Origin of the sequence: Mesorhizobium sp. M8A.F.Ca.ET.161.01.1.1 (genome assembly GCF_004792105.1) — a bacterium.
GTDB lineage: Bacteria > Pseudomonadota > Alphaproteobacteria > Rhizobiales > Rhizobiaceae > Mesorhizobium.
Window position 1 is genome coordinate 16,144 of record NZ_SRTD01000017.1, and the last position, 22,333, is coordinate 38,476.

Here is a 22,333-nt window from a genome sequence, read left to right on the forward strand (position 1 = left end):
TGGCTTCCAAGGTTACATTCAATCGATTAAGGCGCTCCGTTGGGCCAACCCGCTTTCGCAAACATGGATCCTCAGACAAGAAGAACCAAGAAAGGCAAAGCCGCCGTCAAAGCTGACGAAGCCAAAGTGGACCTGACTGCCGTCGTGGTCGCCGTAAACGACAGTGAGCCCTGTGTCCTCACAGTCGGTCATGCGGACACCCTCCCTTCTGGACCTTTTGCCCTTGAGCATCGATCACTGCAGTCGGGTTTGAGGGGGTGGGTGGAGCAGCAGACCGGCCATGCACTTGGATACATCGAGCAACTCTACACCTTCGCCGATCGCGATCGCATCGGCACTGAGCGCCACCAGCGCGTCATCTCAATCAGCTATCTCGCATTGACCAGGAAGGAACAGGCAACGAACTCGGCCGCGTGCGGCTGGCAAAGTTGGTACGAATATTTTCCCTGGGAGGACCACCGCTTCGGCACGCCGCCTGTGCTGCTCGATAGATTGCGGCCCCGCCTGATTGAGTGGGCCGGCGGCGCCAGCGAGCCGACCACTCAACGCGAGCGCCGGCAGCGCGCTGCGATAGCCTTCGGCTTCGACGACCGCCATTGGAACGAGGAACTCACGCTCCAACGCTACGAGTTGCTCTATGAAGCTGGTCTGATTGAGGAGGCCGGTGGCGGCAGGGACGCGATTGCGGCCGCGGCTGGCAAACCAATGGTCGCTGACCACCGTCGTATTCTGGCAACCGGGATCGCGCGGCTGCGTTCGAAGATCAAATACCGGCCGGTCGTGTTCGAGCTTATGCGGCCTTCCTTCACGCTGCTGCAACTGCAGCGAACCGTGGAAGCTTTGGCTGGCAGGCTGATCAACAAGCCGAACTTCCGGAGATTGGTCGAGCAGCAGGAACTTGTTGAGGAGACCGGGGAGACCTCCCTCGACACGGGCGGCCGACCGGCGAAGCTTTATCGCTTCCGGCATGCCGTCCTCGACGACAGGGCTATCGCCGGGACAAAATTACCGCTGGCGCGGGCTTGACATACTTATAGTCAAGGTAGATATATTCCCTTATTGTCAAACCGAATATAATCGAGGCGCCAATGACTGGGGCGTTACCTATGGCTGCGTCCCTGTATGAGCGTGTCCGGCGGGTGATCCCACCCGTTGAATGGCTCGCGTTCGCCGGCGATATTGAAGCCATCTTAGCGCTGAAGCGTGAGCGCAATGCGGTGGTGCTGGCGCACAATTACCAGACGCCCGAAATTTTTCATTGCGTGGCAGACATCGTCGGCGACAGCCTGGCGTTGGCCCACAAGGCGGTGACGGTCGACGCCGACATCATCGTGGTTGCCGGCGTTCATTTCATGGCCGAGACGGCAAAACTGCTCAATCCGAACAAGACCGTGCTCATCCCGGATCTCCGCGCCGGCTGCTCGCTGGCCGAATCGATCACGGCAAACGACGTGCGGCTAATGCGGCTGCGGTATCCGGGGGTCCCCGTTGTTACTTACGTCAACACTTCCGCCGCCGTAAAAGCGGAGTCCGACATCTGCTGCACGTCCGGCAACGCCAAGGCGGTGGTGGAATCGCTTGGCGTGGCGCGTGTGCTGATGCTCCCGGACGAATATCTGGCGAGGAACGTGGCAGCCGATACAGACGTCGAGATCATCGCCTGGAAAGGCCATTGCGAGGTGCATGAGCGCTTCACCGCAGCAGACATCCGGGAACTGCGCGATGCCCATCCAGGCGTCATCGTGCTGGCCCATCCAGAATGCCCACCAGACGTTGTCGCGGAGGCGGAGTTCTCCGGCTCGACCGCGGCGATGTCGGATTATGTCGAGCGTGAGAAACCGACGCGTGTCGTCCTTCTGACCGAATGTTCGATGAGCGACAACGTCGCGGTCGCGCATCCCGACGTCGAGTTCGTTCGCCCATGCAATCTGTGCCCGCACATGAAGCGCATCAACCTGGCCAACATTCGCGCCGCACTCGAGCAGAACCGGCATGAGGTCCGGATTGATCCCGAAATTGCCGGCCCCGCCCGCCGCGCGGTCGAGCGCATGCTTTCCCTATGAGTCTGGAGGTTCGCGACATCGCCGGGGCGCCGGTCGTCATCGGCGGCGGCATTGCCGGCCTGATGACGGCGCTTCATCTGGCGCCGGAACCGGTCGTGCTTTTGACCAACGCGCCGCTTGGAACCGGAGCCTGCAGTGAACTTGCCCAGGGCGGTCTTGCGGCAAGTCTCGGGGGCGACGACGGCCCAGATTTTCACCTTTGCGACACGATAGCTGCCGGCGACGGACTCTGCGATGAGGCCACGGTGCGGCGAGTGGTACGAGCTGCACCCGAAGCGATTAGGACGATCCAAAGGTTCGGCGTCGACTTCGACCAGCACCCTGACCGCGCGTTGCGACTTGGGCTCGAGGCGGCACACTCGCGACGGCGAATTGTGCATGCAGCCGGCGACGCCACCGGTCGCGAGTTGGTGCGCGCGCTCGTCGCCGCGGTTCGGCGTACAGCCTCGATCACCATTATCGAAAATGTGGAGGTCCGCCGGCTGGTCGTGCAGGACGGGTCGGTCATCGCCGTGGTCGCAGCAGGACGAGCCGGCGCGCTCGCTCTGCCCACGCGTCGCGCGGTGCTGGCGACCGGCGGCGTCGGCGGGCTGTTTTGCGACACGACAAACCCCGCTGGCTCATGGGGTCACGGGCTGGCGCTCGCCGCATGGGCGGGGGCGGAACTCGCCGACTTGGAATTCATACAGTTCCATCCAACTGCGCTCGACGGTCCGCGCCGGCCGATGCCGCTGGTGAGCGAAGCCGTGCGTGGCGAAGGCGCGGTGCTCATCGATGAGCGAGGAGAGCGCTTCCTCGCCGACACACCTGGCGGTGAACTTGCGCCTCGCGACGTCGTAGCGCGCGCCATTTGGCACCAGCTTGCCGTTGGACGCCGCGTATTCCTGGACGCACGGCAAAGTCTCGGCCCGAGATTTGGCAAGCGTTTTCCAGGCATCGCCGAATTGTGCCGGAGCGCAGGAATCGACCCCGCGACCGACCTGATCCCGGTGCGCCCGGCGGCACATTATCACATGGGCGGCGTCGCCGTAGACAGCGCCGGCCGCAGCTCCATCGAGGGATTGTGGGCCTGCGGTGAGGTGGCCTGTACCGGCCTGCACGGCGCCAACCGCCTGGCCAGCAACTCGCTCACCGAAGCGGCGGTCACCGCGAGCTGGGTTGCCGAAAGCGTTGCCGGCACGTCGTATACCCGGCGACCGCGCAGATGCTCCACATTCGTCCCTCCACGACCAGACGCTTCCGTGGTCCGCCCGATTGTCTCCGCCGCCCTGGGTATCATCCGCGACGGCGAGGCAATGCGCGAAGCGGTGGCGACCCTGCTGCCGATCGCAGCCAATAGTGTCGCTGCCTCTGGTCCGGCTTTGGTCTCACTGATGATCGCCGCGGCGGCCCTGAGGCGGGAAGAGAGTCGAGGCGCGCACTGTCGGTCCGATTTCCCGCTCCACGATGCCAACGTGCGCCCATCACGGCTGACACTGCACAGCGCAATGCGGGCCGCGGCCGCACTCGATTGCCGGGCTACCATACGGAGCACTTGATATGACTTCATTCTCCCCCCTCCCCGCGACCCTGATCGAACCGATTGTGCGCGTTGCGCTCCTCGAAGACCTGGGCAGATCCGGCGACCTGACCACCGATGCGGTTATCCCGTATGATTGCACTGCCACGTTGGTGCTCAAAGCGAGGCAGGCGGGCGTCGTTGCCGGGCTCGATCTGGTCTCGTATGCCTTCCTTCTCGTGGAACCGGCGATCAACATCCAGATCTGGCGCCCTGATGGCAGCGAGGTTGGGGCCGGGGAAACCATTGCAAGATTGTCCGGACCCGCACGAGGCCTGCTCACGGCCGAACGCACGGCCCTCAATTTCTTATGCCGGCTGAGCGGCATTGCCACTGCCACAGCGGCCATGGTTGAGGCCGTGCGCGGTCACAAGGCGAGGATTGTATCGACGCGAAAGACGACGCCCGGGCTGCGGGCATTGGAGAAATACGCCGTGCGCGTCGGCGGCGGTGCCAATCACCGGTTCGGCCTCGATGACGGCGTGCTCATAAAGGACAACCACATCGCGATCGCCGGCGATATCCGCACAGCAATAGAGCGGGCGCGCGCCGCAGCAGGGCATATGGTGAAGGTCGAGGTCGAGGTCGACACGCTGAAGCAGCTCGATGCAGCGCTCGCGATTGGTGTTGACGCGGTGCTGCTCGACAATATGTCGGTCGAGGATCTTGCCCGCGCGGTTTCTATAGTGGATGGCCGTACGATCACCGAGGCGTCCGGTCGGGTGATGCCGAAAACGGCGGCGGCGATTGCGGCGACCGGTGTCGATCTCATCTCCATGGGTTGGCTGACGCACAGCGCCCCGATCCTCGACATCGGCCTGGACATGCCGGACCACCAGAACATCTGCAAGCACTTGAACTGAGGATTACGGCGTGAGGAGCAACATCAGCTCGGCAGGCGTAGGAGGTGCTGGAAAGACGTGCCGCAGCTCGCCTTTAGCGAGTGCGCCCCAAAGCCAAGAAGGCGTACCGGACTAGCAAACAAAGGTTTGACGATGACGATTGGAATGAACTCGGAGTTCGACGTGAACCAGACCATGCAATCGGTCGATGGAACGCCTCCGCGATGGAACCGCAAAGAGGCCGAGGCCATCTACGGCATGCCATTCAACGATCTGCTGTTCCTAGCTCAGACGATCCACCGCCAGAACTTCGATCGAAACCGAGTGCAGCTGTCGCGGCTCCTTAGCATCAAGACCGGCGGGTGCCCCGAAGATTGCGGCTATTGCAGCCAGTCTGCGCATTACGAAACCGGTGTGAAGGCGTCGAAGCTGGTGGACGTCAAGCATGTCATCGACGAAGCGGCCATGGCGCGTGATGGCGGCGCAACGCGCTATTGCATGGGCGCGGCGTGGCGAAGTCCCAAGGAGCGCGACATGGAGGTTGTGGTCGCCATGATTGAGGGCGTCAAGGCCCTCGGCATGGAGACCTGCATGACGCTCGGCATGCTCGATCTTGAGCAAGCTGCTCGCCTGAAGCAGGCCGGTCTCGACTACTATAACCACAACATCGATACCTCTGAGCGCTACTATGGCGAGGTTATTTCAACCAGGACTTTTGCCGACCGGCTGGAAACGCTTGGGCACGTGCGCGCGGTTGGGATGAAAGTCTGCTGCGGCGGCATTGTCGGGATGGGAGAAGAAAAGACCGATCGCATCGACATGCTGGTCACGCTCGCGAACCTGCCCGAGCCGCCGGAAAGCGTGCCGATCAACATGCTTATTCCCATCGAAGGCACGCCGCTTGCCGCGGCCGACGCCATCGATCCGATCGATTTCGTCCGCATCGTTGCGCTCGCGCGGGTGATGATGCCGAAATCCTATGTAAGGCTGTCCGCCGGCAGGACGGCGATGAGCGACGAAACGCAGGCGCTGTGCTTCTTTGCCGGGGCCAATTCGATCTTTGTCGGCGACACGCTGCTGACGGCGGGAAATCCCGGCGAGGACAAGGATACCCTTCTGTTCCGGCGCCTCGGCATTGAGCCTATGGAACTCGCCACGCAATGAAGGAGGCAATTCTTGCCCGCTATGACGCAACCTTGCGGGGACTGGGGCGCAAGGACCGGTTGCGGACGCTCGCACCGCGCGCCGGGCTCGACTTCTCGTCGAACGACTATATCGGACTTGCCGCCTCCAAAAGACTGGGCGATGCGGTTTCGACGGCGATTGCGCGGGGCACGCCAGTGGGCGCCACCGGATCGCGGCTGTTGCGCGGCAATGCACCGGAACATGAGCAACTGGAGGCGGACGCAGCGGCATTTTTCGGAGCCGAGCGTGCACTGTTCTTCGGCAGCGGCTATATCGCCAACTTCGCTCTGCTGACGGCCCTGCCGCAGAAAGGCGACCTGCTGGTCCTCGACGAGCTCGCTCATGCCAGCTTGCATGAGGGTGCCCAGGCCGGGCGCGCTGAGTTCAAGCTGGCCGCGCACAACGACGTCGACGCTGTCGAGGACGCAATCACCCGCTGGCGCGCCGAAGGCGGCATGGGGCGGGTGTGGATCGCCTTCGAAAGCCTTTACAGCATGGATGGCGACCGTGCGCCGATGGAGAGCCTGGTCGCGCTGGCTGATCGGTACCAGGCATTCATCGTCGTCGATGAAGCGCATGCCACCGGCGTCTGGGGACCGGACGGCCGGGGACTGGCCGCCGCGTATGAAGGCCGCGACAACATCGTCACGCTCCACACATGCGGCAAGGCGCTTGGCGCATCCGGCGCGCTCGTTACCGGACCGCGAACACTGTGCGACTATCTTATCAACCGGTGCCGGCCATTCATCTATGCGACCGCACCATCGCCGCTGATGGCAGTCGCGGCACGTGAGGCGCTGACTATTCTGTCTGACGAGCCTATGCGTCGTGCTCAGTTGCACGAGCGTGTCGCTTTCGCGAGCCGGCAATTGGCCGAACGCTGCGGCGTGATGCCCAGCGGTTCGCAGATCCAGCCGCTTGTGATCGGCGATAACAGCCGCACCATGGCGGTGGCGGCAGGACTGCAGGCACGCGGCTTCGACATACGCGGCATTCGCCCGCCGACAGTGCCTGAGGGTACGTCGCGCCTGCGCATTTCGCTGACTCTCAACGTCGACGAAGCCGACATTTCCGCCATGGTCGAGGCTCTCGTCGGAGTGTTGGCCACAGCATGACCAAACGCATCGTCGTCACCGGAACAGACACTGGAATTGGCAAGACAGTGTTTTCGGCCGGACTTGCCGGGCTGCTCGACGGCTTCTACTGGAAGCCGGTGCAATCGGGCCTCAACGAGGAGACCGACAGCGAGGTCGTCGCCCGGCTTTCCGGCTTGCCCGACGGACGCGTGCTGCCCGAAGTCTATCGACTGACGATGCCGCTGTCGCCGCATCGATCAGCCGAAATCGACGGCGTCGCGATCGAGGCCGACGATCTTTCATTTCCGGTCCTGCCGACACCGCTCGTCATCGAAGGCGCCGGCGGGCTGATGGTGCCGCTCAATCGACAGACAAGGTTCATTGACATATTCGAACAATGGCGGCTGCCGGTCATACTGTGCGCCCGCACCGCGCTTGGCACCATCAATCATACGCTGTTGTCGATCGAGGCCCTGAGAGCCCGCTCCATCCCGCTCATCGGCATTGCCTTCATTGGCGAAGAGGTGGCCGATACACAAAGGACAATCGTGGAATTCGGCGGCGTGCCGCAGCTGGGCAGGCTGCCGCACCTCGGTCCGCTGACGGGTGAAACGTTGAGAGATGCAATGATTTCCGGCTTCGACCTGGCCATGATTGCCGGAGGCGACTGATGGCGGAGTCTCGAGTCTGGCATCCGTTCACGCAGCACGCGCTAGAGCCCTCGGTCCCTGAAATCGTGCTGACTGAAGGCGCCTATCTCCACAAGGCCGACGGCTTCCGCATCCTCGATGCGATTTCTTCCTGGTGGGTCGTCACCCATGGCCATCGCCACCCCCGCATCATGAAGGCCATCGAGACGACCGCGTCGAGCCTCGACCAGATCATCTTCGCGGGCTTCACCCACGAGCCGGCCGAACGGCTGGCCGAGGCGCTTATCGGCATCGCACCCGCCGGCCTCGACCGGGTGTTCTATTCCGACAGTGGCTCCACCTCAGTCGAAGTCGCGCTGAAGATGGCGCTCGGCTATTTCCGCAACATCGGCGCGCCGCGTTCGCGCATCGCCGTCATGGAGCACAGCTATCATGGCGACACGATCGGGGCGATGAGCGTCGGCGCCCGCGGCGTCTTCAACGCCGCCTATGATCCTTTGCTGTTCGAGGTCGACGCCATCCCCTTCCCGGCCGCCGGGCGCGAGCAGGAAACGCTGGATCGGTTCGAGGCCGTTAGCCGCGACCGGCGCGCAGCCGCGCTGATCGTCGAGCCGCTGGTGCTTGGCGCCGGCGGCATGCTGATGTATCCGGCCTGGGTTCTTGCCGAATTGAAGAGGATCGCCGAAGCCTCCGGCACGCTGCTGATCGCCGATGAAGTGATGACCGGCTGGGGGCGCACCGGAACCATGTTTGCCTGCGAACAGGCGTCCGTCTCGCCCGACATCTTGTGCACCTCGAAAGGTCTGACCGGTGGTACCATCCCGCTGGCCGCCACGATCGCCACCGATGCCATCTTCCACGCTCACTTTTCGGAGGATCGCAAGAAGACGTTTTTCCATTCGAGCTCCTACACCGCCAATCCGATCGCCTGCGCGGCAGCACTTGCCAATGTCGAGATCTGGCGTGACGAGCCGGTGGCCGAGCGGATCGCGGTCTTGAGCGCGAGGCAGGCCGCCGGGCTGCAACGCTTCCGGGTCAATCCATATTTCACCGACTGCCGGACAACCGGCACCATCGCGGCACTCGACCTACGCACCGGCTCAGCCGGTTATCTGGCCGAGATCGGGCCAAAACTGCGCGCTTTTTTCCTTGAGCGGGGGCTACTTGTGCGCCCGCTCGGCAATGTCCTCTATCTTCTACCGCCCTATTGCATCACCAGCGACGAATTGGGCGGGCTCTATGACGCGATAGAGGAGGCCGGCGAACGCTTCGGCTCGCGGCCATGAACCTATCGTCGCGCGTTCTCGGCTTCGGCCATCATGCGCCGGCGCGCAAGGTCGAGAACCCGGAAATCGAAGACCGGCTCGGGCTTGAGCCCGGCTGGATCGAGCGGCGCACCGGAATTCGCTCGCGCTTCTGGGCAACAGACGAAGACACGCTGTCGGGCCTTGCCGCCTCTGCCGGCGACATGGCGCTGACCAATGCCGGTATCGACCGCGGCGACGTCGGTCTACTCTTGCTCGCCACGTCGACGCCCGATCACCTTCTGCCGCCAAGCGCGCCGCTGGTCGCACATCGGCTGGGGCTAGGCCGCGCCGGAGCGATCGACCTGACCGGCGCCTGCGCCGGCTTCATCTATGCGCTGATGTTCGCCGACGGGTTCACCCGCCTGCACGGCAAAGCGAGCCTTGTCATCGCCGCCAACATCCTCAGCCACCGCATCAATTTGGCCGAGCGCGCCAGCGCCGTGCTGTTTGCCGATGCCGCCGGCGCCATGGTGATCAGTCCTTGCGATGACCCGGATCGAGGCATTCTCGGCGCTTCGGTGGATTCCGACGGCTCGCGCTACGGGCTAATCCAGATTCCCGCCGGGGGAAGCAACACTCCGTTCCATGCCGACCTCGACCTCGCGCAGACACGGATGACGATCACTGACGGCCGTGAAGTATTCAGCAAGGCCGTGGAGATGATGACCGCCTGCTCGAGAGATGCGCTCACTGCTGCCCGACTGAGGCCGCAAGACCTCGATCGTTTCGTGCCGCATCAGGCCAATGCGCGCATTTTCGACGCGGTCGGCAGGAACCTCGGCATCGCTGATCACTCGATCGTCAAGACGATCGCCGAATATGGCAACTCTTCCGCCGCGACGATCCCGCTCTCATTGTCGCTGGCCCATCGGGCGCAGCCGTTTCGGCCTGGCGAGAAAGTCCTCTTGGCGGCAGCGGGTGCGGGTCTCAGCGGCGGCGCGCTTGTGGTGGGAATTTAGCAAAGCAATGCTTGCGCACAGGACTGCTCATGAATGAGACTATGAGAATGGCTCAATACGTAAATAGTCGCCGGCAAGCTCCATAGAGCTGGGTTCCGTGCGGTGCTCCGCGATGTCTAAGTATCGACCCGCTTGCTCAAATCGCAGCGCTCATCGAAGGCCAGCAATACCTCATGCAGAGCGAAAATCCTCAACCGCCCGTTTCAAAGACGCTCGCCCCATTTCGAAACAAGGTGTTTCGCTCAATTTGGGCGGCCACCCAGATTTCCAGCCTCGGTTGGCTAGTGCAAACGGTCGCCATCAGTTGGCTTATGGCAACGATTTCAGCGTCCGACCTCATGGTGGCACTCGTCCAGGCCGCATCCACATTGCCGGTGTTCTTCCTCTCAGTTTTCGCCGGAGCCATTGCCGACAACTTCAGCCGCCGGTGGGTGATGTTTGCGGGACACTGCCTGATAGCATCGGCGTCGACGACGCTGATGATTTCTGTGGGTCTGGGATTTGTCAGTCCTTGGCTGATTCTCGGGTTAGGTTTCCTGGCCGGCTGCGGCTTTGCCTTGAATGATCCGGCTTGGCACGCTTCGGTCGGCGATATCCTTCACAAACGCGACATTCCGGCCGCAGTGACGCTTATGTCCGTCGGATACAACATTGTGCGCAGCGTTGGTCCGGCCTTGGGGGGCGTGATCCTGGCCGTCTTTGGGCCGCTGGCCGCTTTCGCCTTGGCTGCGGTGAGTGATCTGGCGCCCATAAGCGCGATATGGCGCACCAAATGGGAGGTCCGCTCTTCGCCTCTCCCTCGTGAGAGAATGACGACGGCAATTCATGACGGAGTGCGCTTTACTGCGATGTCTTTGGAGATCAGGGCAGCGACCGCCCGAGCCGCTCTTTTCGGATTGGCAAGCATCTCCATTCTGGCGTTGCTCCCCCTCGTCGTCCGGGATCAGTTGAAGAGTGGGCCAATTGTCTACGGTATCTTATTGGCCGGCTTCGGCATGGGTGCTTTCATCGCGGGCATGGGCAACGGCTTCTTGAGGAAGGTCACGTCTCAAAACAGGCTGGTGGCCTTCGCCTCTGTGGCTTGTGCAGTCTGTTGCCTCTCCCTTGCCCTTACATCGTCGATTCCTGTGGCGGCCATTTCGCTGGCGCTCGGCGGAGCGGGTTGGCTTATCACCTGGACGGGCATTGACGTGTCGGTGCAGTTGGCAAGCCCAAGGTGGGTTGTAGGCCGCACGCTCTCCATTTACTACGCCTTGAGCGCAGGCGGTATGGCTGCTGGCAGCTGGATCTGGGGTTCTGTCGCGCAAAACTATTCCTTGACCTTAGCATTGGAGGGCGCCGCAGGCGCTCTGTTGCTGGTTGCAGCAGCGGGGATCGTGTTGCCGGTCCGTCCCTGGGAAGAAACCGATCAAGAAAGTTCAGTTTTTCATCCGCCGGACGTGGCTCTCGATCTGAAACCCAGAAGTGGCCCTATCGTGGCCAAGGTCGAGTATTTGATATCGGAGGAAAATATCGAGGCCTTTCTGGGCTCCATGCGCACGCGGCGACACGTCCAGAGCCGTGCCGGTGCACGAAACTGGACGCTCCAGCGAAATCTGCAAACACCATCACTTTGGACGGAGACATTCCGCACCCCCACCTGGATGGACTTTCTCCGCCTAAATCATCGACTCACCGCAGCAGATAAGGAAGTCGCCCAGCATCTCCTGTCACTGCATGAAGGAGAGGTGCCTCCGCAGACAGTGCTTTCGATTGAACGGACGACCGAGGCAATTCGTACCCGTACCTCGACAATCTTTTCTCGTCCTCCAAGATGACGCCATCAAGCTGCTGTCCAGGGACAGGGTGGATCACCGGTGCTTTGCAGAGCACGGCCTCACACCGAGAGCAGCGTGCTCCGGGTTGTGCGCTTTCGCGCGCACCCAGGCGAGATGATGGTGAACGCGGCGTCAAGTGGAAGTCCCCTGCATACGCTTGCGGAGTCTTCTGCGAGAGCCCATGCCGACGAGCGCCAAACAAGGTTTGATGCCTTTCGGCGTCGTGGCCTCAACTCATCGATTCGCGAGAAAAGCATCGAATGCAGCAGCAACGGCGCGAACAACAAAGCGGTGCTCCGGCCGCACGCGGATGAAGCCGTTTTCGACGTCCAGGATCCCCTCCTCAGCCAGCGTCACCAAACTCTCAACTGAATCGAGAAAACGAGCTGGTTCGATTTCGTGGGCGGCACAGATGGTCGGCACGTCGGCCTCCAAATCGCACATCAGTCGCTCGATGATCGCTGCGCGCACCCGGTCATCGTCGGTCAGACGGTGACCCTTTGATGTCGCCAGACGTCCACTTGCGATGTGCCGGGCGTAAGAATCCCGTGTTACTTCGTTCTGAACATACCCCTCGCGGACTCGGCCAATAGCCGACGCGCCTAAGCCGATCACGTTTTGCAAGTATCGGCCGAGTATCCCAGCGAATTACGCCGTAGGCGCGCCCGGTCTTCTGCGCTAGCGCGAGTTCGTCGTCCGGCGGAGCGAAATGATCGAGCCCGATCTCCCGGTAGCCAGCGCCAACCAGTGTCTCGGCGACAGCTGCAGCCTGTTCGGCGCGAAGATCGCCGTCCGGTAGACCTGCCTGCTCGATAGGCGCTGGTTCTTTATCACGGAAGGAATATGCGCGTATCCGAACACCGCAAGCCGGTTGGGGCGCATGGCGACCGCAGCCATCGCGGTCTGGATGCAGGACTGCACAGTCTGTTTCGGTAGACCGAAGATGAGGTCGAAGTTGATATGGCCAACGCCATGCCGGCGGAGATTTTGGACTGCAGCGGCCGTCTGCACCTTACTCTGGATCCGATTGATCGCCTTTGCACATCGGGATCAAAGCTCTGCACGCCGATGCTCGCGCGGTTGACACCGTTAGCTGCCAAGGCTTCGGCCATTTCCGGTGTGAACGTTCGGGGATCGATCTCCACGGTGATCGCAGCAGTTTTGCTGAAAGCGAAGTGGCGGCGTAGAAATTCCATCAGCGCCAAGTGCTCGGCTGGCCCGATAAGGTGAGGCGTTCCGCGCCGAAATGCACATCGCTCACCGGCAGCCCTTGCCGCACTTGCTCCGACACCAAACTGATCTCCTGACGCAGCACCGCTAAATAATTAAGGATCGGGCCGTTGCGACGGATGACCGCGGTAGGGAAGCCGCAATACCAGCACATGGATCGGCAAAACGGAATGTGGAAATAGAGCGACACCGATTCGTCGGCCGGGAGGCCCCCCAGCCATTCCTCATAATCGTCAGCACCAACTGCCGCAGAGAAGTCTGGCACAGTCGGATAGATGGTATACCAAGGCGGCCGGGGGTCCCGGTACTTTGTCAGGATTGAGGTGTGCAAGGAGCTGTCATCCCACGTCGCTGATCCATCATTCTTTCGTTGCGCGCTCGTCCTGGTCTCTGACCTAAGTCAGTGCGTCCCGCTTATGTCGCAGTCTCGTTTGGACAGGATGGGGTCAACCACGCCGGGGAGCGCGCGTGCCATGGTTGCGCCTGAGGTGATGGTGCGGTGCCGCATTCAACGTCTGAGTAGTACGTGACGCCAGTGCAGTGTGCTTGAGGCGTCTGCGGAAGAACTTTGCAATGCGAAATTCATGTCCGACGCAACGGACCTGTCAAGCCTCGTTCAGACGCCATCCAGGTCCAGCCAGCGGCCTTCCCTGCCGGCCGAAAAACCATACCGGCTTTAGCCACCGAGACGCTCTAAAGCTGACGTCGGCTCATTTGATGAAAGGAGGACGCCGCTAGGGGGTGCACAAGGTTCCCCGGCTTGACGTCGCTTCGAGCGAAGAGCGGCGGTGTGGCTTGTCGTCAAGCGCCGGGCAGCGTGCCCCCTACCGATATCCCGAAAAGATCGACCAAGATGGCCATGCCGACGCCACACGCGGTCTGGATGAGGCCGACCATGAAAATGCGATTGGCGCGTTCGTAGATGGGGCGCCGCAAGGAACTCATGTCGAGCAGCATGGACAGCGCTCTCATCTGCAGTGCGATGCCGAGCAGGATCGGCACTACGGCGAACAGATCGTAGAGTTGCCATGGCAAGGGGTTCGCGGCCCAATGAGTGAGGAAGCCGAGCGAAAAGGCAAGCAGGATACCCACGGCAGTGATTGTGCCGTTGCGGAAAATGGTCTCGATCGGTTCTTCCTTCGGATCGTGCTCGTCCAAGCGGCTTCCTTTCGTTGCTCTTTCCGTCGAGACTAAGTTCTCGAGAATGCTGTTCATCGCCAATTACTCGAGGCGAGCCGTAGGCAGCCGTTTCAGGGTGCGCTCCCTCTCGCTTCCGGCCGCGCAATGTACCTGCACGGCGAACTTACAGCGGCGAAAAGGTGCTGCGGCCACCATGCGACGCCTCGGACGCGCACGCCCTCTGTTCCTGGCGCAGCCCTTGCGGAGCGTACGCGCAGTGATCCTTCTCGGTAGCGCATGGCGCGGCCTCCGTTGCGGTCAGACGGGAAGCCGTCGCTGTTAAACGAGACTGTCACATATCGAACATGGCGAACCGTGTCGCACATTGCTTTTCGCAGTGACCCTCAAAAAAAGTGATTCCAGCGAGACGAAGGCGCGTCGGCCCGATTTTGGTGTCGGCCGCATTTACGCTTCAGGTTGGCATGTCGCTTGCTGCTCTATTTCGGAGAGCTGCAGCGGTCCGACCGGAGTGTTTCACATGTAAACGATAATGAATCTCCTAACAGAAAACACTATTATAAGTACATGTGGCTTTTACGCTGGCTCACCTCTCGTGTCAAGCGCTTTGGCGTCCACATATTGGAGACAACACGCACAAAATTTAGAGGAAAAGCTTGCTCTTTCGCCTCTATCCTTTTTATTCCTTCATGGAGATCTAGACATGTACATCAAGAGTCCTCTTCTCGGCTTAACTGCTCTGATGACCGTTTCCGTCGGTCGAGCAGCTGGCGCCGAGCGGGAACCGGCCGAGTACATCAAGATCTGCGACGTCCTCGGCTCGGGATATTCCTATATTCCCAACACCGAGACCTGCCTGCGCATCGGCGGCTATGTCCGTTACGATATCGGCCTGGGTGACGTCCGATCGTATGACAGCGCAAGAACCTCGGACGTGAGAACTGGCGAGGACCAAGGCACTTGGCGAAACAGCACACGCTTCACGTTCAAAACTTGGACCGGCCAGCAGACCGAGCTCGGCGCGTTGACGACCTATACCGAAACCCACGTGAATTTTGGCAACAGCGCTAACTCGCATGACAGTCCTCAGAACTATGATTTCAACAGCGGCCTCGCACTGGCTTCTGCCTGGGTCGAGCTGGGAGGCCTGCGAGTTGGCAAGGAGGGGTCGGCCTTCGATACGTTTGTAAGCTACGCTGGCGACGTTCTCGATAGTATGCTCGTTCCGTCGGCCGGCTTCGACACCAACGTGGCTCAGTACCACTTCGACGCCGGCAACGGCATTTCGACTGTGATTTCGCTCGAACAAGGATCGGGCTCAGCCGGTACTATCGACAGCTATATTCCGCACGTTGTCGCCGGCTTGAAATACACGCAAGGCTGGGGCTCGATCACCGGCGTCGCGGCTTATGACAGCAATTACGAAGCTTTTGCCGGCAAGATCCGCGTCGACGTCGCTGTCACAAACCAGCTGTCGCTGTTTGGACTCTTCGGCTACGGTTCCAATGCCAGTCTCAACGAGGACTCAAACGGCGCAATTGCCAATCATGGGCGCGGCTCGTACAAAATCTGGAACGGCCAGTGGGCTTTCTGGGCGGGCGCCACCTACGAGTTTGACGAGAAAACTTCGTTCAACCTTCAGGTCTCGGGTGATCAGCTCAAGGATGCTGGTGTGGCTGCAAACGTCGCCTACATGGTCGTTCCCGGCTTCACGGTCACAGCCGAGGTCGATTACGACCACTACGGCAACTCTGGCCTCGGCCCTGCCGAGCCTACCGCCGTCAAGGGCACGAGCAAGCCGAACAGCGTCGGCGGCATTCTCCGCTTACAAGGCTCATTTTGAAATCTCTCCAGTCGCGAGCATGGCAAAGGCACTTGCCTCGACAACGCACGCATGGAGAGCTTCGTTCGCCATCTTGAAGTCTGCATCGACCGTCCACGGCCCATCGTACCAACTAGAAACTGAAAGTTATGAGCCCTGTGTACTACACCTAGCCCTTGACCTGCCCGATGAACCGGCCAGGGGCCGTCAGTTCAAATTCGGGGCCGCTTAGAGGGCAGTGTGAGGCCGTGTTAGGTAAGCGCCACTGCAATGTCGAGGCCGCGACACGCCTGTCGCTTTGGACGGCTGGAATTGCCCTTCGCGGCGCCATTCATTCTCTCAACATTTACGTGATAATGCACGCTGAGTCCGAGCCGCGTGGCAGCACCCATCCTAGGTCACTATCGGGGGGCCTTAAACCTGAACAGCTCCATCGTCGCGGCTGCTGCGGAAGCAGGAGCTATCACTGGGACCCGTACTGGTGCTTGTCAGCCGCTGAGCCGCTACTTCGTCTTAGGAAGAGCATTGTCCTTGCCAAAAGCCGGCCAGTATTTCGAGATTGCCAGTGTGGCGCCGGCTGAAGAGAAATGACCATAGTCGAAATATAAAAACTCTCCTCTATCGGAATAGGCGCAGCGTCCTGCGCTGCACAGGAATTTCAGCGGATCGATGAATGTGGCGCCTTTGGTAAATGAGCGCACACGTTCGTTGATGTCGGGGTCCATCGCGATCGGCCAGGACGTATCGTCCAGATTTTGGCGCTTGGCGAAGAACGCAATTTTCCGGACGTCAGTTGGGAACTGCGGAGACTGGCCGATGACAAACACGCGCACGCCCAGGGCACGAAGCGTAGCGATTGTTTGCTGAAGACCGTCGAAACCTCTGACCTCATAGTCACTCCATCTACCGCTGAGGATAACCGTCTTGATGTCCGCTTCCAAGATGACGTCCAAGGCCTTGCGATTGAACCGGACACAATCAAGACGATCGTAAGGGTAGTAATAGAGTATCGGCGCGCAGCTGGCGTACGTATATTCAACGATGTTCGCCTGCAATCGATTTATGTTAGCACCCAAGCCGGAAACATAGTGCGCGGCGAAGGAGTCGCCCCACAAAAAAACCGTTGTTGGAAAACCGCTGGTGCGCGTGCAATCCTCCATATTCCAGCTTTCGATCCGGCTGGTGCCCTCGTTGAAACAGATGCCATTCCTCCAGTCCCCGACGGAAATGCGCCGCTGGACATAGTCCGGAAACCGTTGCGGAAAGCCATTGCCGAGCGCCCCCGCCGCTCCGCCGGCACAAAGGACAACGATCGCGAGCGCTGAAAAGGCGAAGATAGGCCCCGGGGAGGTGAAGGCCCTCTTCTGTCGAAACGGCTGCTCTACAAACTTCCAGGAGAATGCAGCCAATGCGAGGCTTGCCACCAACATCGCACCGGTCATCAACGGATCGAGTTTTTGGAACGAAAGATAGTGCGCGAACGCATTGAGAGGCCAGTGAACAAGATACAACGAATACGAGATGAGCCCAATCCAGACCAGCGGCCGGACTTCGAGCATGCGGGTGGCGACCGTCGAGGGGGTATTTTGGCCAACATAGATCAGAAGGGCCGTTCCGATGCATGGATACAAGGCGTTGTAGCCTGGGAACGGATCACTCGCCGAAATCGCGAAGAACCCGATGGCGAGAAGGCCAAATCCGGCCACCCCCACCGACTCCATCAGGAATCGGTTGCCCAGCGGCGAGGGGCATTTGAGCATGAGCAGGGCGCCCAACATGAGTTCCCAGATTCGGGTCGGCAGCAGATAGAATCCGGCGGTGGGTGCCAGCGATGTCGCCATCACCGCCACTACGAAGCTGCAGAGAATTATCGGAAGAAGTGTCGTCAGCCAGCGCTTCCCGATGTAGCGATAGATTAGGAACATCAGGATTGGTGCGAAGATGTAGTACTGCTCCGCTACGGAAAGCGGCCAAGTGTGCAACAGTGGTAGAAGCGCGGCATCGATAGAGAAGTAACTTGACGTTTTCCAGAAGAAAACGTTCGACCAGAAGGTCGAGGTAGCTATGATGCTAAGACTGAATCCGCGCAGATCCGGTGGCAGAAGAATGAACAATGCTGCAATGCAGGTGAGAAGCATCACAAAGACGAGCGCCGGCAGAATGCGCCGGGCACGGCGCCAGTAGAAGTTGACGATGGAAAATTGGCCGCGTTCAAGGTCATCCAGGAGGCTTCCGCTGGTTAGGTAGCCGGAGATGACGAAGAAGATATCGACCCCGCTAAAGCCACCCGGGATCGCCGAAATTCCGAAATGAAAGAGTACGACCGGAAGTACAGCAACGGCCCTAAGGCCCTCGATATAGCGCCTATATTGCATCCAGCGGTTCCTTTTATTTTAGATCAGGACGCGATTGGAAGCTTTCAATCTCCGGTAGGAGTGCTGCCGAGATAAGGGCGGTATCAGCCACCTTTATCCGTCCCGAATGTTCTGTAAGTTGCAACTGGTACAGAAGCACGATCGCCATCGCCGGCCTTGACGGCCTGATTGTCGAGCAGATCGCGCGGATCGTTGACCATCACGGCCAGGTTATGTCCTGTCGAACAACCAAGCGGCTGTTTGAAGGATTCTTCATTGGGTAAGGCACCATATGAGGGACAGACCGGCGGACGGGCGTGATAGACAATCGCCTCAATTCGCACTGAGCCGGCGTCGTGTTGATCGCGCAATTGAATGTTGTCTTCTTCGATTGCCAACTGCCTGGCCTGATGGGCTACCCCTGCGCTGAGCTGGGGCGAACCGCTGATGAGGAGGTGGATGGCATCGAACCGGCCGCGACTGGCCTTGTCTAGGAAAACACGCAAACGCTGCCGTTCGGAAGCGCGCAGGCTTTGCAACGTCAGGACGGTGGTCTCCTCTCGGACAAGCATTGGTGCCGATGGTTCGACATCAACTGGCGTAGTGTTTGTGCAGCCACTTACGCTTGGTGCCAGAGCGACAAAGAGGATTATAAAACGCAACATCTTTGGATGACACTATTCGATGATGAAGCCGAGACCGCCCTGGGCGCTTGGCGCGCCCGCACGGATAGCAGCGCGGTCTCGCGGGGGACTTGTCACGGAATTCGTCGGAGCGCCCCCTCCGTTCAAAGCCGGTGCCGCCCGCTCGGTCGGTGCGCTCATCTGGTTTGGGTTGGAGCCTGGTCTTACAATGTAAGGCGTAACTAGAATGACCAGTTCTGACTCCTCTTTTTGAAACGAGGTCGAGCGAAAAAGCGGTCCCAGGATCGGCAGTTCTCCGAGCCAGGGAAAGGCCCTGACATCATTGTTGACGTTCCGCCTGATTAGACCGCCGATTGCGAAGCTCTGGCCGCTGGCGAGTTCGACGACCGTATCGGCTCGGCGCGTGGAAACTGCCGGCACGGAAATTCCGTTGATTTGCACGGCACCTTGCGTCGACAGTTCACTGACTTCGGGCGTTACGTGAATGTTGATTTGATTGTTGCTGAGAACTGTCGGCACAAATTCCAGACTGACGCCGAAGTGACGGAATTCAACCGATACCTGCCTGTTTTCCTGCAGGACAGGAATGGGAAATTCGCCGCCCGCGAGAAAGCTGGCCTTTTCACCCGACATAGCGGTGAGGTTCGGCTCAGCCAGGACGGAAGCTATATGCTCCTTGGCGAGCGCGTCGAGAACCGCGCTGACGTTGACGGCACCGTTGTCGAATCCGATTTCTGCTGTACCGCCACCCTGGGTTGAACCAGACCCAGCGCTTGCAGCGCTTCCGCTTAGAACGCCCACTTTGAAATTGCCGATTTGACCGAAGGCGGACAAGTTGACGCCGAGTGACTTCATGGCGCTGCGTGAGACTTCGGCTACGCGCACGCTGAGGTTAACTTGCAGGGATCCAGCGACCTTGATGTTGTTGACGACTTGCGCTCCGTCGCCCAGATATTGCTCAGTGACTCTTTTTGCGGTGTCGGCGACCTCTGCGTCGGGCGCCGTCCCGCTAAGGATTGCGCCGCGCGGCGTATAGTTGACGCGGATGGGATAGTCGCCGACCTGCTCCCGCAACATGGCGCGTAAATCCCCGATCGGTTGCGTGACAACGATACGCAATTCGGCGAGAGGCTCGCCATTGCCATCCAAGGCGAATAGGCTGGTCCGCCCCGATTTCTTGCCAAAGACGAAGATTGTTTTGCTCGATGGCGCCTGAAAATCCGCGATCGTGGGGTCAGCAACAAAGATGGTCGTGGCTGGCCCGGGCAGATGAACGGTCTCCCCGAGCGAAGAGGAAAGGGTCAGCGTGGCGTTGATGCTATTCGAAGCCGCATGCGGCGGGCCTTTGTCCTGCTTGTTTTGCGCCGCGACACCAAGTGGGAAAGTCACAATAAGCGCGCAGAGGAGATGGCCCAGGTAACGGGGCACTGCAGGTCTTGTAACCTTGTTGGCGATCGCCCGCCAATTGAGCGCAGCGCAAGGATGTTGAAGGATCAGCAAAATAGATCTTCTTTCGATTCGACAAACTATGCGGACGAGGCGTCAGTCAATTCTAGGATGTAACCAATGCCTCGGATGGTCTTGATCCGTGGCGTTGCACCTGATCTGGTCAGATGTCCCCGTAAACGATAAATTCCGACTTCAAGCGCGTTGGCAGACACGTCGTCGTTGAATGAATAGAGGTGATCTTCCAATTGCGCACGGGGCACGATGCGGCCTGCCCGGTTAAGCAGGTGCTCTAGAATACAGAGTTCGCGACGTGCGATCATCATTGGGTGCCCATCAACGAAAACCTGGCGGGCGACCGGATCAAAGTCGAGATTGCCAAATACGAGCCTCAGGTCGGTCATCTGTGTCGCCCGGCGCAGAATGGCTCTCATTCTGGCAATAAGCTCATCGGTAGAGATGGGTTTGAGCAGAAAGTCGTCCGCACCACCGTTGAAGATCGCAATTCGCTTATCGAGATCGTTAAGGCTGCTCATAATGACGGCAGGAACTGAATGCCCGTGGGTCCTCAACTGCCTCAGCCAACCCAAGCCATCGCCATCTGGCAGAGCCAATTCCAGCAGGAGAATTTCATAGCTGGCGCAAGAAAATGCACTCGAAGCCAGTTCCAGAGTACCAACGACATCAACGACGAAGCCGCCATCCCCGAGCGCAAGTCGCATGGCGCGCGCAAGATCCGCATGATGATCCACGAGCAGCGTTCGCATTTCATCTCCTCTCGAAGAGGGACGGCCCATCGAACGCGTCACCGGCGGCCATCTGATCGGAGCACACGGCGCGCAACTCGTCGCAGCTCTCGGAACTGGTCCGAGTCGGAGGGACATGCAAGTCGCTCGGTGGCAATAGGCGCGGGTGAGGACCAACTGACGGGCTCAAATACGCCGGTCGGCGAACCCACGAGGCCAGCAACCCGCGTGCGATTTCTCGTTGCATCATCTCTCCTACGTGCAGCCCCTGCGCTCGCAAGGCAGCGTCGCGGCTCAGAGCCCGATTCCCACAGAGGGTAGGGTTAGCTTTCGAGAAACTGATTGAACAAATCGATTATTTGGATCGAATGCATCCACGGTATGGATGCAGCGCACCATCTTCAACGACTGCGGCGTCCTGATGCACTGTTGTGTCTGTCGTGCTCTGCTTTTTTCGCTGTCCTTCAAGGCTGGCGAGCCTGGTGGAACCTGCGCGTCATTGGCTTGGTAGCTTGAATGCTCAACAACGGAGCGCCCTGCGCAAAGCCGCTCTCATTTCCAAAAAGCCTTGCAATCTGGTTGGAGCACTTCGCGCTCGACACCAAAATAGGCGAGGAAAACTGACGTCTGACAGGGATGTACATGCAACAGCCGATTTGCGGCACCAGCAAACGACCGCGTTCAGGCTGAAGATCGACGACCAACGGCTCCTCGATTTCCGCACCGACCGCTTTTACAAGCTCTTCCTGTGCGGGCGGATGCCGGCAAACAGCAGCACAGGGTCAGCGAAACCGGGAGCGGGCCTGCTTGATCGCCATGATCACATTGCCGCTGTCGCGCGTGCGGAGCGGAATGCAATCGGTCCAGCCGGCGGCAATCCGGTCAGCACCATCGTCTGCACGAAGCTCCCTGACGAAGACGTGCCCGAATGCGCTCAACAAAGCCGGGCGGCGGATCTTTCCAATCGCCGAAGGTGCGGGCTGGCACCGAGCGGCGAACTGCGAACTCATTCCTGCCCGGCGGCGCTGGCCGCCGCGAGCGTCGATGCGGACCCAGCCGCTCCGAATCCTCCCACAACACGATGAGCGCGTCGCGGACATCGCTGCCGTAACAGCGGCTGCGGCTCTTGCCCGCAGACGGCCTCTGCTCACGACGGTTCATAAGACGGATCGCGCGCTTGCGAATAATAGCCGGTTACCGCCTCGAACTCATCCAGAATGCGCCGCTTGTCAACGCCGCAATAAAGCTCCACGATCGCCGCTTCACCGTGTCGCCATGCTGAGCCGCGCCATCCTTCCCCCGAACCGGAATGGCACGACCTGTCCATCCCCTTTGGAACAGGACACTATTGGTAACATTTTGCTTGAGGCAATGCGGCTCGTTGCCTTCCTTTTCGCTGACCGGAAGGGTACCGGAAGTCGTCTATCGCATCTTACCCGCTGAAAGCGGCAACACCTCGACCTCAATCGCAGATCATAGGAAATAGACGATCGCGTC

The 22,333-nt window shown here is 60.1% G+C and carries 16 protein-coding genes and 2 pseudogenes; 11 read left to right on the plus strand and 7 right to left on the minus strand.

The genetic code is table 11. From position 1 onward, the window contains the following. Window positions 1-63: 63 nt before the first annotated feature. The 10 genes from EN804_RS28475 (at window position 64) to EN804_RS28520 (ending at window position 11,457) form a co-directional block, all read left to right on the plus strand. Window positions 64-1,026 carry a hypothetical protein gene (locus EN804_RS28475; RefSeq protein ID WP_126063926.1) on the plus strand — a complete coding sequence of 321 codons (963 nt, stop codon included), beginning with the start codon at window positions 64-66 and terminating at the stop codon, window positions 1,024-1,026. Window positions 1,027-1,088: 62 nt separating this feature from the next. Then, the gene (gene nadA, locus EN804_RS28480) at window positions 1,089-2,063 is read left to right on the plus strand and encodes a quinolinate synthase NadA (protein WP_126063925.1); all 975 of its coding nucleotides are present in this window, start codon (window positions 1,089-1,091) and stop codon (window positions 2,061-2,063) included. Further along, a complete protein-coding gene (locus EN804_RS28485; protein ID WP_024505569.1) occupies window positions 2,060-3,601 on the plus strand; it encodes an L-aspartate oxidase in 1,542 nt (513 codons plus the stop codon). Before nadA ends, EN804_RS28485 begins: the two co-directional genes overlap by 4 nt. A gap of 1 nt (window position 3,602) precedes the next feature. Next, window positions 3,603-4,484, plus strand: coding sequence for a carboxylating nicotinate-nucleotide diphosphorylase (nadC, locus tag EN804_RS28490; RefSeq protein ID WP_024505570.1), 882 nt, complete (start codon window positions 3,603-3,605; stop codon window positions 4,482-4,484). 174 nt (window positions 4,485-4,658) lie between these two features. Continuing rightward, window positions 4,659-5,627, plus strand: coding sequence for a biotin synthase BioB (gene bioB, locus EN804_RS28495; protein ID WP_245454882.1), 969 nt, complete (start codon window positions 4,659-4,661; stop codon window positions 5,625-5,627). Beyond that, complete coding sequence (locus EN804_RS28500; protein ID WP_135921824.1) at window positions 5,624-6,763, plus strand: 8-amino-7-oxononanoate synthase; 1,140 nt, start codon at window positions 5,624-5,626, stop codon at window positions 6,761-6,763. Before bioB ends, EN804_RS28500 begins: the two co-directional genes overlap by 4 nt. Further along, window positions 6,760-7,395: a dethiobiotin synthase gene (gene bioD, locus EN804_RS28505; protein WP_063169254.1), complete on the plus strand. Its 636-nt coding sequence runs from the start codon at window positions 6,760-6,762 to the stop codon at window positions 7,393-7,395. Before EN804_RS28500 ends, bioD begins: the two co-directional genes overlap by 4 nt. After that, a complete protein-coding gene (locus tag EN804_RS28510) occupies window positions 7,395-8,660 on the plus strand; it encodes an adenosylmethionine--8-amino-7-oxononanoate transaminase (RefSeq protein ID WP_126080683.1) in 1,266 nt (421 codons plus the stop codon). The genes bioD and EN804_RS28510 overlap by 1 nt, the downstream gene beginning before the upstream one ends. Beyond that, window positions 8,657-9,640: a beta-ketoacyl-ACP synthase III gene (locus EN804_RS28515; RefSeq protein WP_126063924.1), complete on the plus strand. Its 984-nt coding sequence runs from the start codon at window positions 8,657-8,659 to the stop codon at window positions 9,638-9,640. The genes EN804_RS28510 and EN804_RS28515 overlap by 4 nt, the downstream gene beginning before the upstream one ends. 173 nt (window positions 9,641-9,813) lie before the next feature. Beyond that, window positions 9,814-11,457, plus strand: coding sequence for an MFS transporter (locus tag EN804_RS28520; RefSeq protein WP_126063923.1), 1,644 nt, complete (start codon window positions 9,814-9,816; stop codon window positions 11,455-11,457). Window positions 11,458-11,691: 234 nt separating this feature from the next. On the opposite strand, the pseudogene hemN reads toward EN804_RS28520, so the two are convergent. Together hemN and EN804_RS28530 are read right to left on the minus strand one after the other, a co-directional pair. Then, window positions 11,692-13,018 (minus strand): annotated as a pseudogene (gene hemN, locus EN804_RS28525) (oxygen-independent coproporphyrinogen III oxidase). 470 nt (window positions 13,019-13,488) lie between these two features. Next, entirely contained in the window at window positions 13,489-13,845 is a 357-nt protein-coding gene (locus tag EN804_RS28530; protein WP_024505577.1) for a hypothetical protein, read from the minus strand. Window positions 13,846-14,527: 682 nt separating this feature from the next. On the opposite strand from EN804_RS28530, the gene EN804_RS28535 reads away from it, so the two are divergent. Beyond that, window positions 14,528-15,667: a porin gene (locus EN804_RS28535; protein ID WP_126063922.1), complete on the plus strand. Its 1,140-nt coding sequence runs from the start codon at window positions 14,528-14,530 to the stop codon at window positions 15,665-15,667. 482 nt (window positions 15,668-16,149) lie between these two features. Here the strand turns inward: EN804_RS28535 and EN804_RS28540 are convergent, their stop codons facing one another. The 5 genes and pseudogenes from EN804_RS28540 to EN804_RS38215 all read right to left on the minus strand — a co-directional run. After that, a complete protein-coding gene (locus tag EN804_RS28540) occupies window positions 16,150-18,021 on the minus strand; it encodes an acyltransferase family protein (protein WP_126080682.1) in 1,872 nt (623 codons plus the stop codon). Between the two features lie 83 nt (window positions 18,022-18,104). Next, complete coding sequence (locus tag EN804_RS28545; RefSeq protein WP_135921825.1) at window positions 18,105-18,665, minus strand: CpaD family pilus assembly lipoprotein; 561 nt, start codon at window positions 18,663-18,665, stop codon at window positions 18,105-18,107. 12 nt (window positions 18,666-18,677) lie between these two features. Then, the gene (locus tag EN804_RS28550; protein WP_246693498.1) at window positions 18,678-20,099 is read right to left on the minus strand and encodes a type II and III secretion system protein family protein; all 1,422 of its coding nucleotides are present in this window, start codon (window positions 20,097-20,099) and stop codon (window positions 18,678-18,680) included. Window positions 20,100-20,170: 71 nt separating this feature from the next. After that, window positions 20,171-20,857, minus strand: coding sequence for a response regulator transcription factor (locus tag EN804_RS28555; RefSeq protein ID WP_024505585.1), 687 nt, complete (start codon window positions 20,855-20,857; stop codon window positions 20,171-20,173). A gap of 812 nt (window positions 20,858-21,669) precedes the next feature. After that, a pseudogene (locus EN804_RS38215) lies at window positions 21,670-21,838 on the minus strand (transposase); the annotation flags it as partial. Between the last annotated feature and the right edge of the window lie 495 nt (window positions 21,839-22,333).

Excerpts from the sequence above, each read along its gene's own strand:
- bioB (WP_245454882.1), top strand. The coding sequence starts at position 4,659 with ATGCAATCGGTCGATGGAACGCCTCCGCGATGGAACCGCAAAGAGGCC.
- EN804_RS28485 (WP_024505569.1), top strand. The coding sequence starts at position 2,060 with ATGAGTCTGGAGGTTCGCGACATCGCCGGGGCGCCGGTCGTCATCGGC.
- EN804_RS28515 (WP_126063924.1), top strand. The coding sequence starts at position 8,657 with ATGAACCTATCGTCGCGCGTTCTCGGCTTCGGCCATCATGCGCCGGCG.
- EN804_RS28555 (WP_024505585.1), bottom strand. The coding sequence starts at position 20,857 with ATGCGAACGCTGCTCGTGGATCATCATGCGGATCTTGCGCGCGCCATG.
- EN804_RS28535 (WP_126063922.1), top strand. The coding sequence starts at position 14,528 with ATGTACATCAAGAGTCCTCTTCTCGGCTTAACTGCTCTGATGACCGTT.
- EN804_RS28545 (WP_135921825.1), bottom strand. The coding sequence starts at position 18,665 with ATGTTGCGTTTTATAATCCTCTTTGTCGCTCTGGCACCAAGCGTAAGT.
- EN804_RS28475 (WP_126063926.1), top strand. The coding sequence starts at position 64 with ATGGATCCTCAGACAAGAAGAACCAAGAAAGGCAAAGCCGCCGTCAAA.
- nadC (WP_024505570.1), top strand. The coding sequence starts at position 3,603 with ATGACTTCATTCTCCCCCCTCCCCGCGACCCTGATCGAACCGATTGTG.
- EN804_RS28500 (WP_135921824.1), top strand. The coding sequence starts at position 5,624 with ATGAAGGAGGCAATTCTTGCCCGCTATGACGCAACCTTGCGGGGACTG.
- EN804_RS28540 (WP_126080682.1), bottom strand. The coding sequence starts at position 18,021 with ATGCAATATAGGCGCTATATCGAGGGCCTTAGGGCCGTTGCTGTACTT.
- bioD (WP_063169254.1), top strand. The coding sequence starts at position 6,760 with ATGACCAAACGCATCGTCGTCACCGGAACAGACACTGGAATTGGCAAG.
- EN804_RS28520 (WP_126063923.1), top strand. The coding sequence starts at position 9,814 with ATGCAGAGCGAAAATCCTCAACCGCCCGTTTCAAAGACGCTCGCCCCA.
- nadA (WP_126063925.1), top strand. The coding sequence starts at position 1,089 with ATGACTGGGGCGTTACCTATGGCTGCGTCCCTGTATGAGCGTGTCCGG.
- EN804_RS28510 (WP_126080683.1), top strand. The coding sequence starts at position 7,395 with ATGGCGGAGTCTCGAGTCTGGCATCCGTTCACGCAGCACGCGCTAGAG.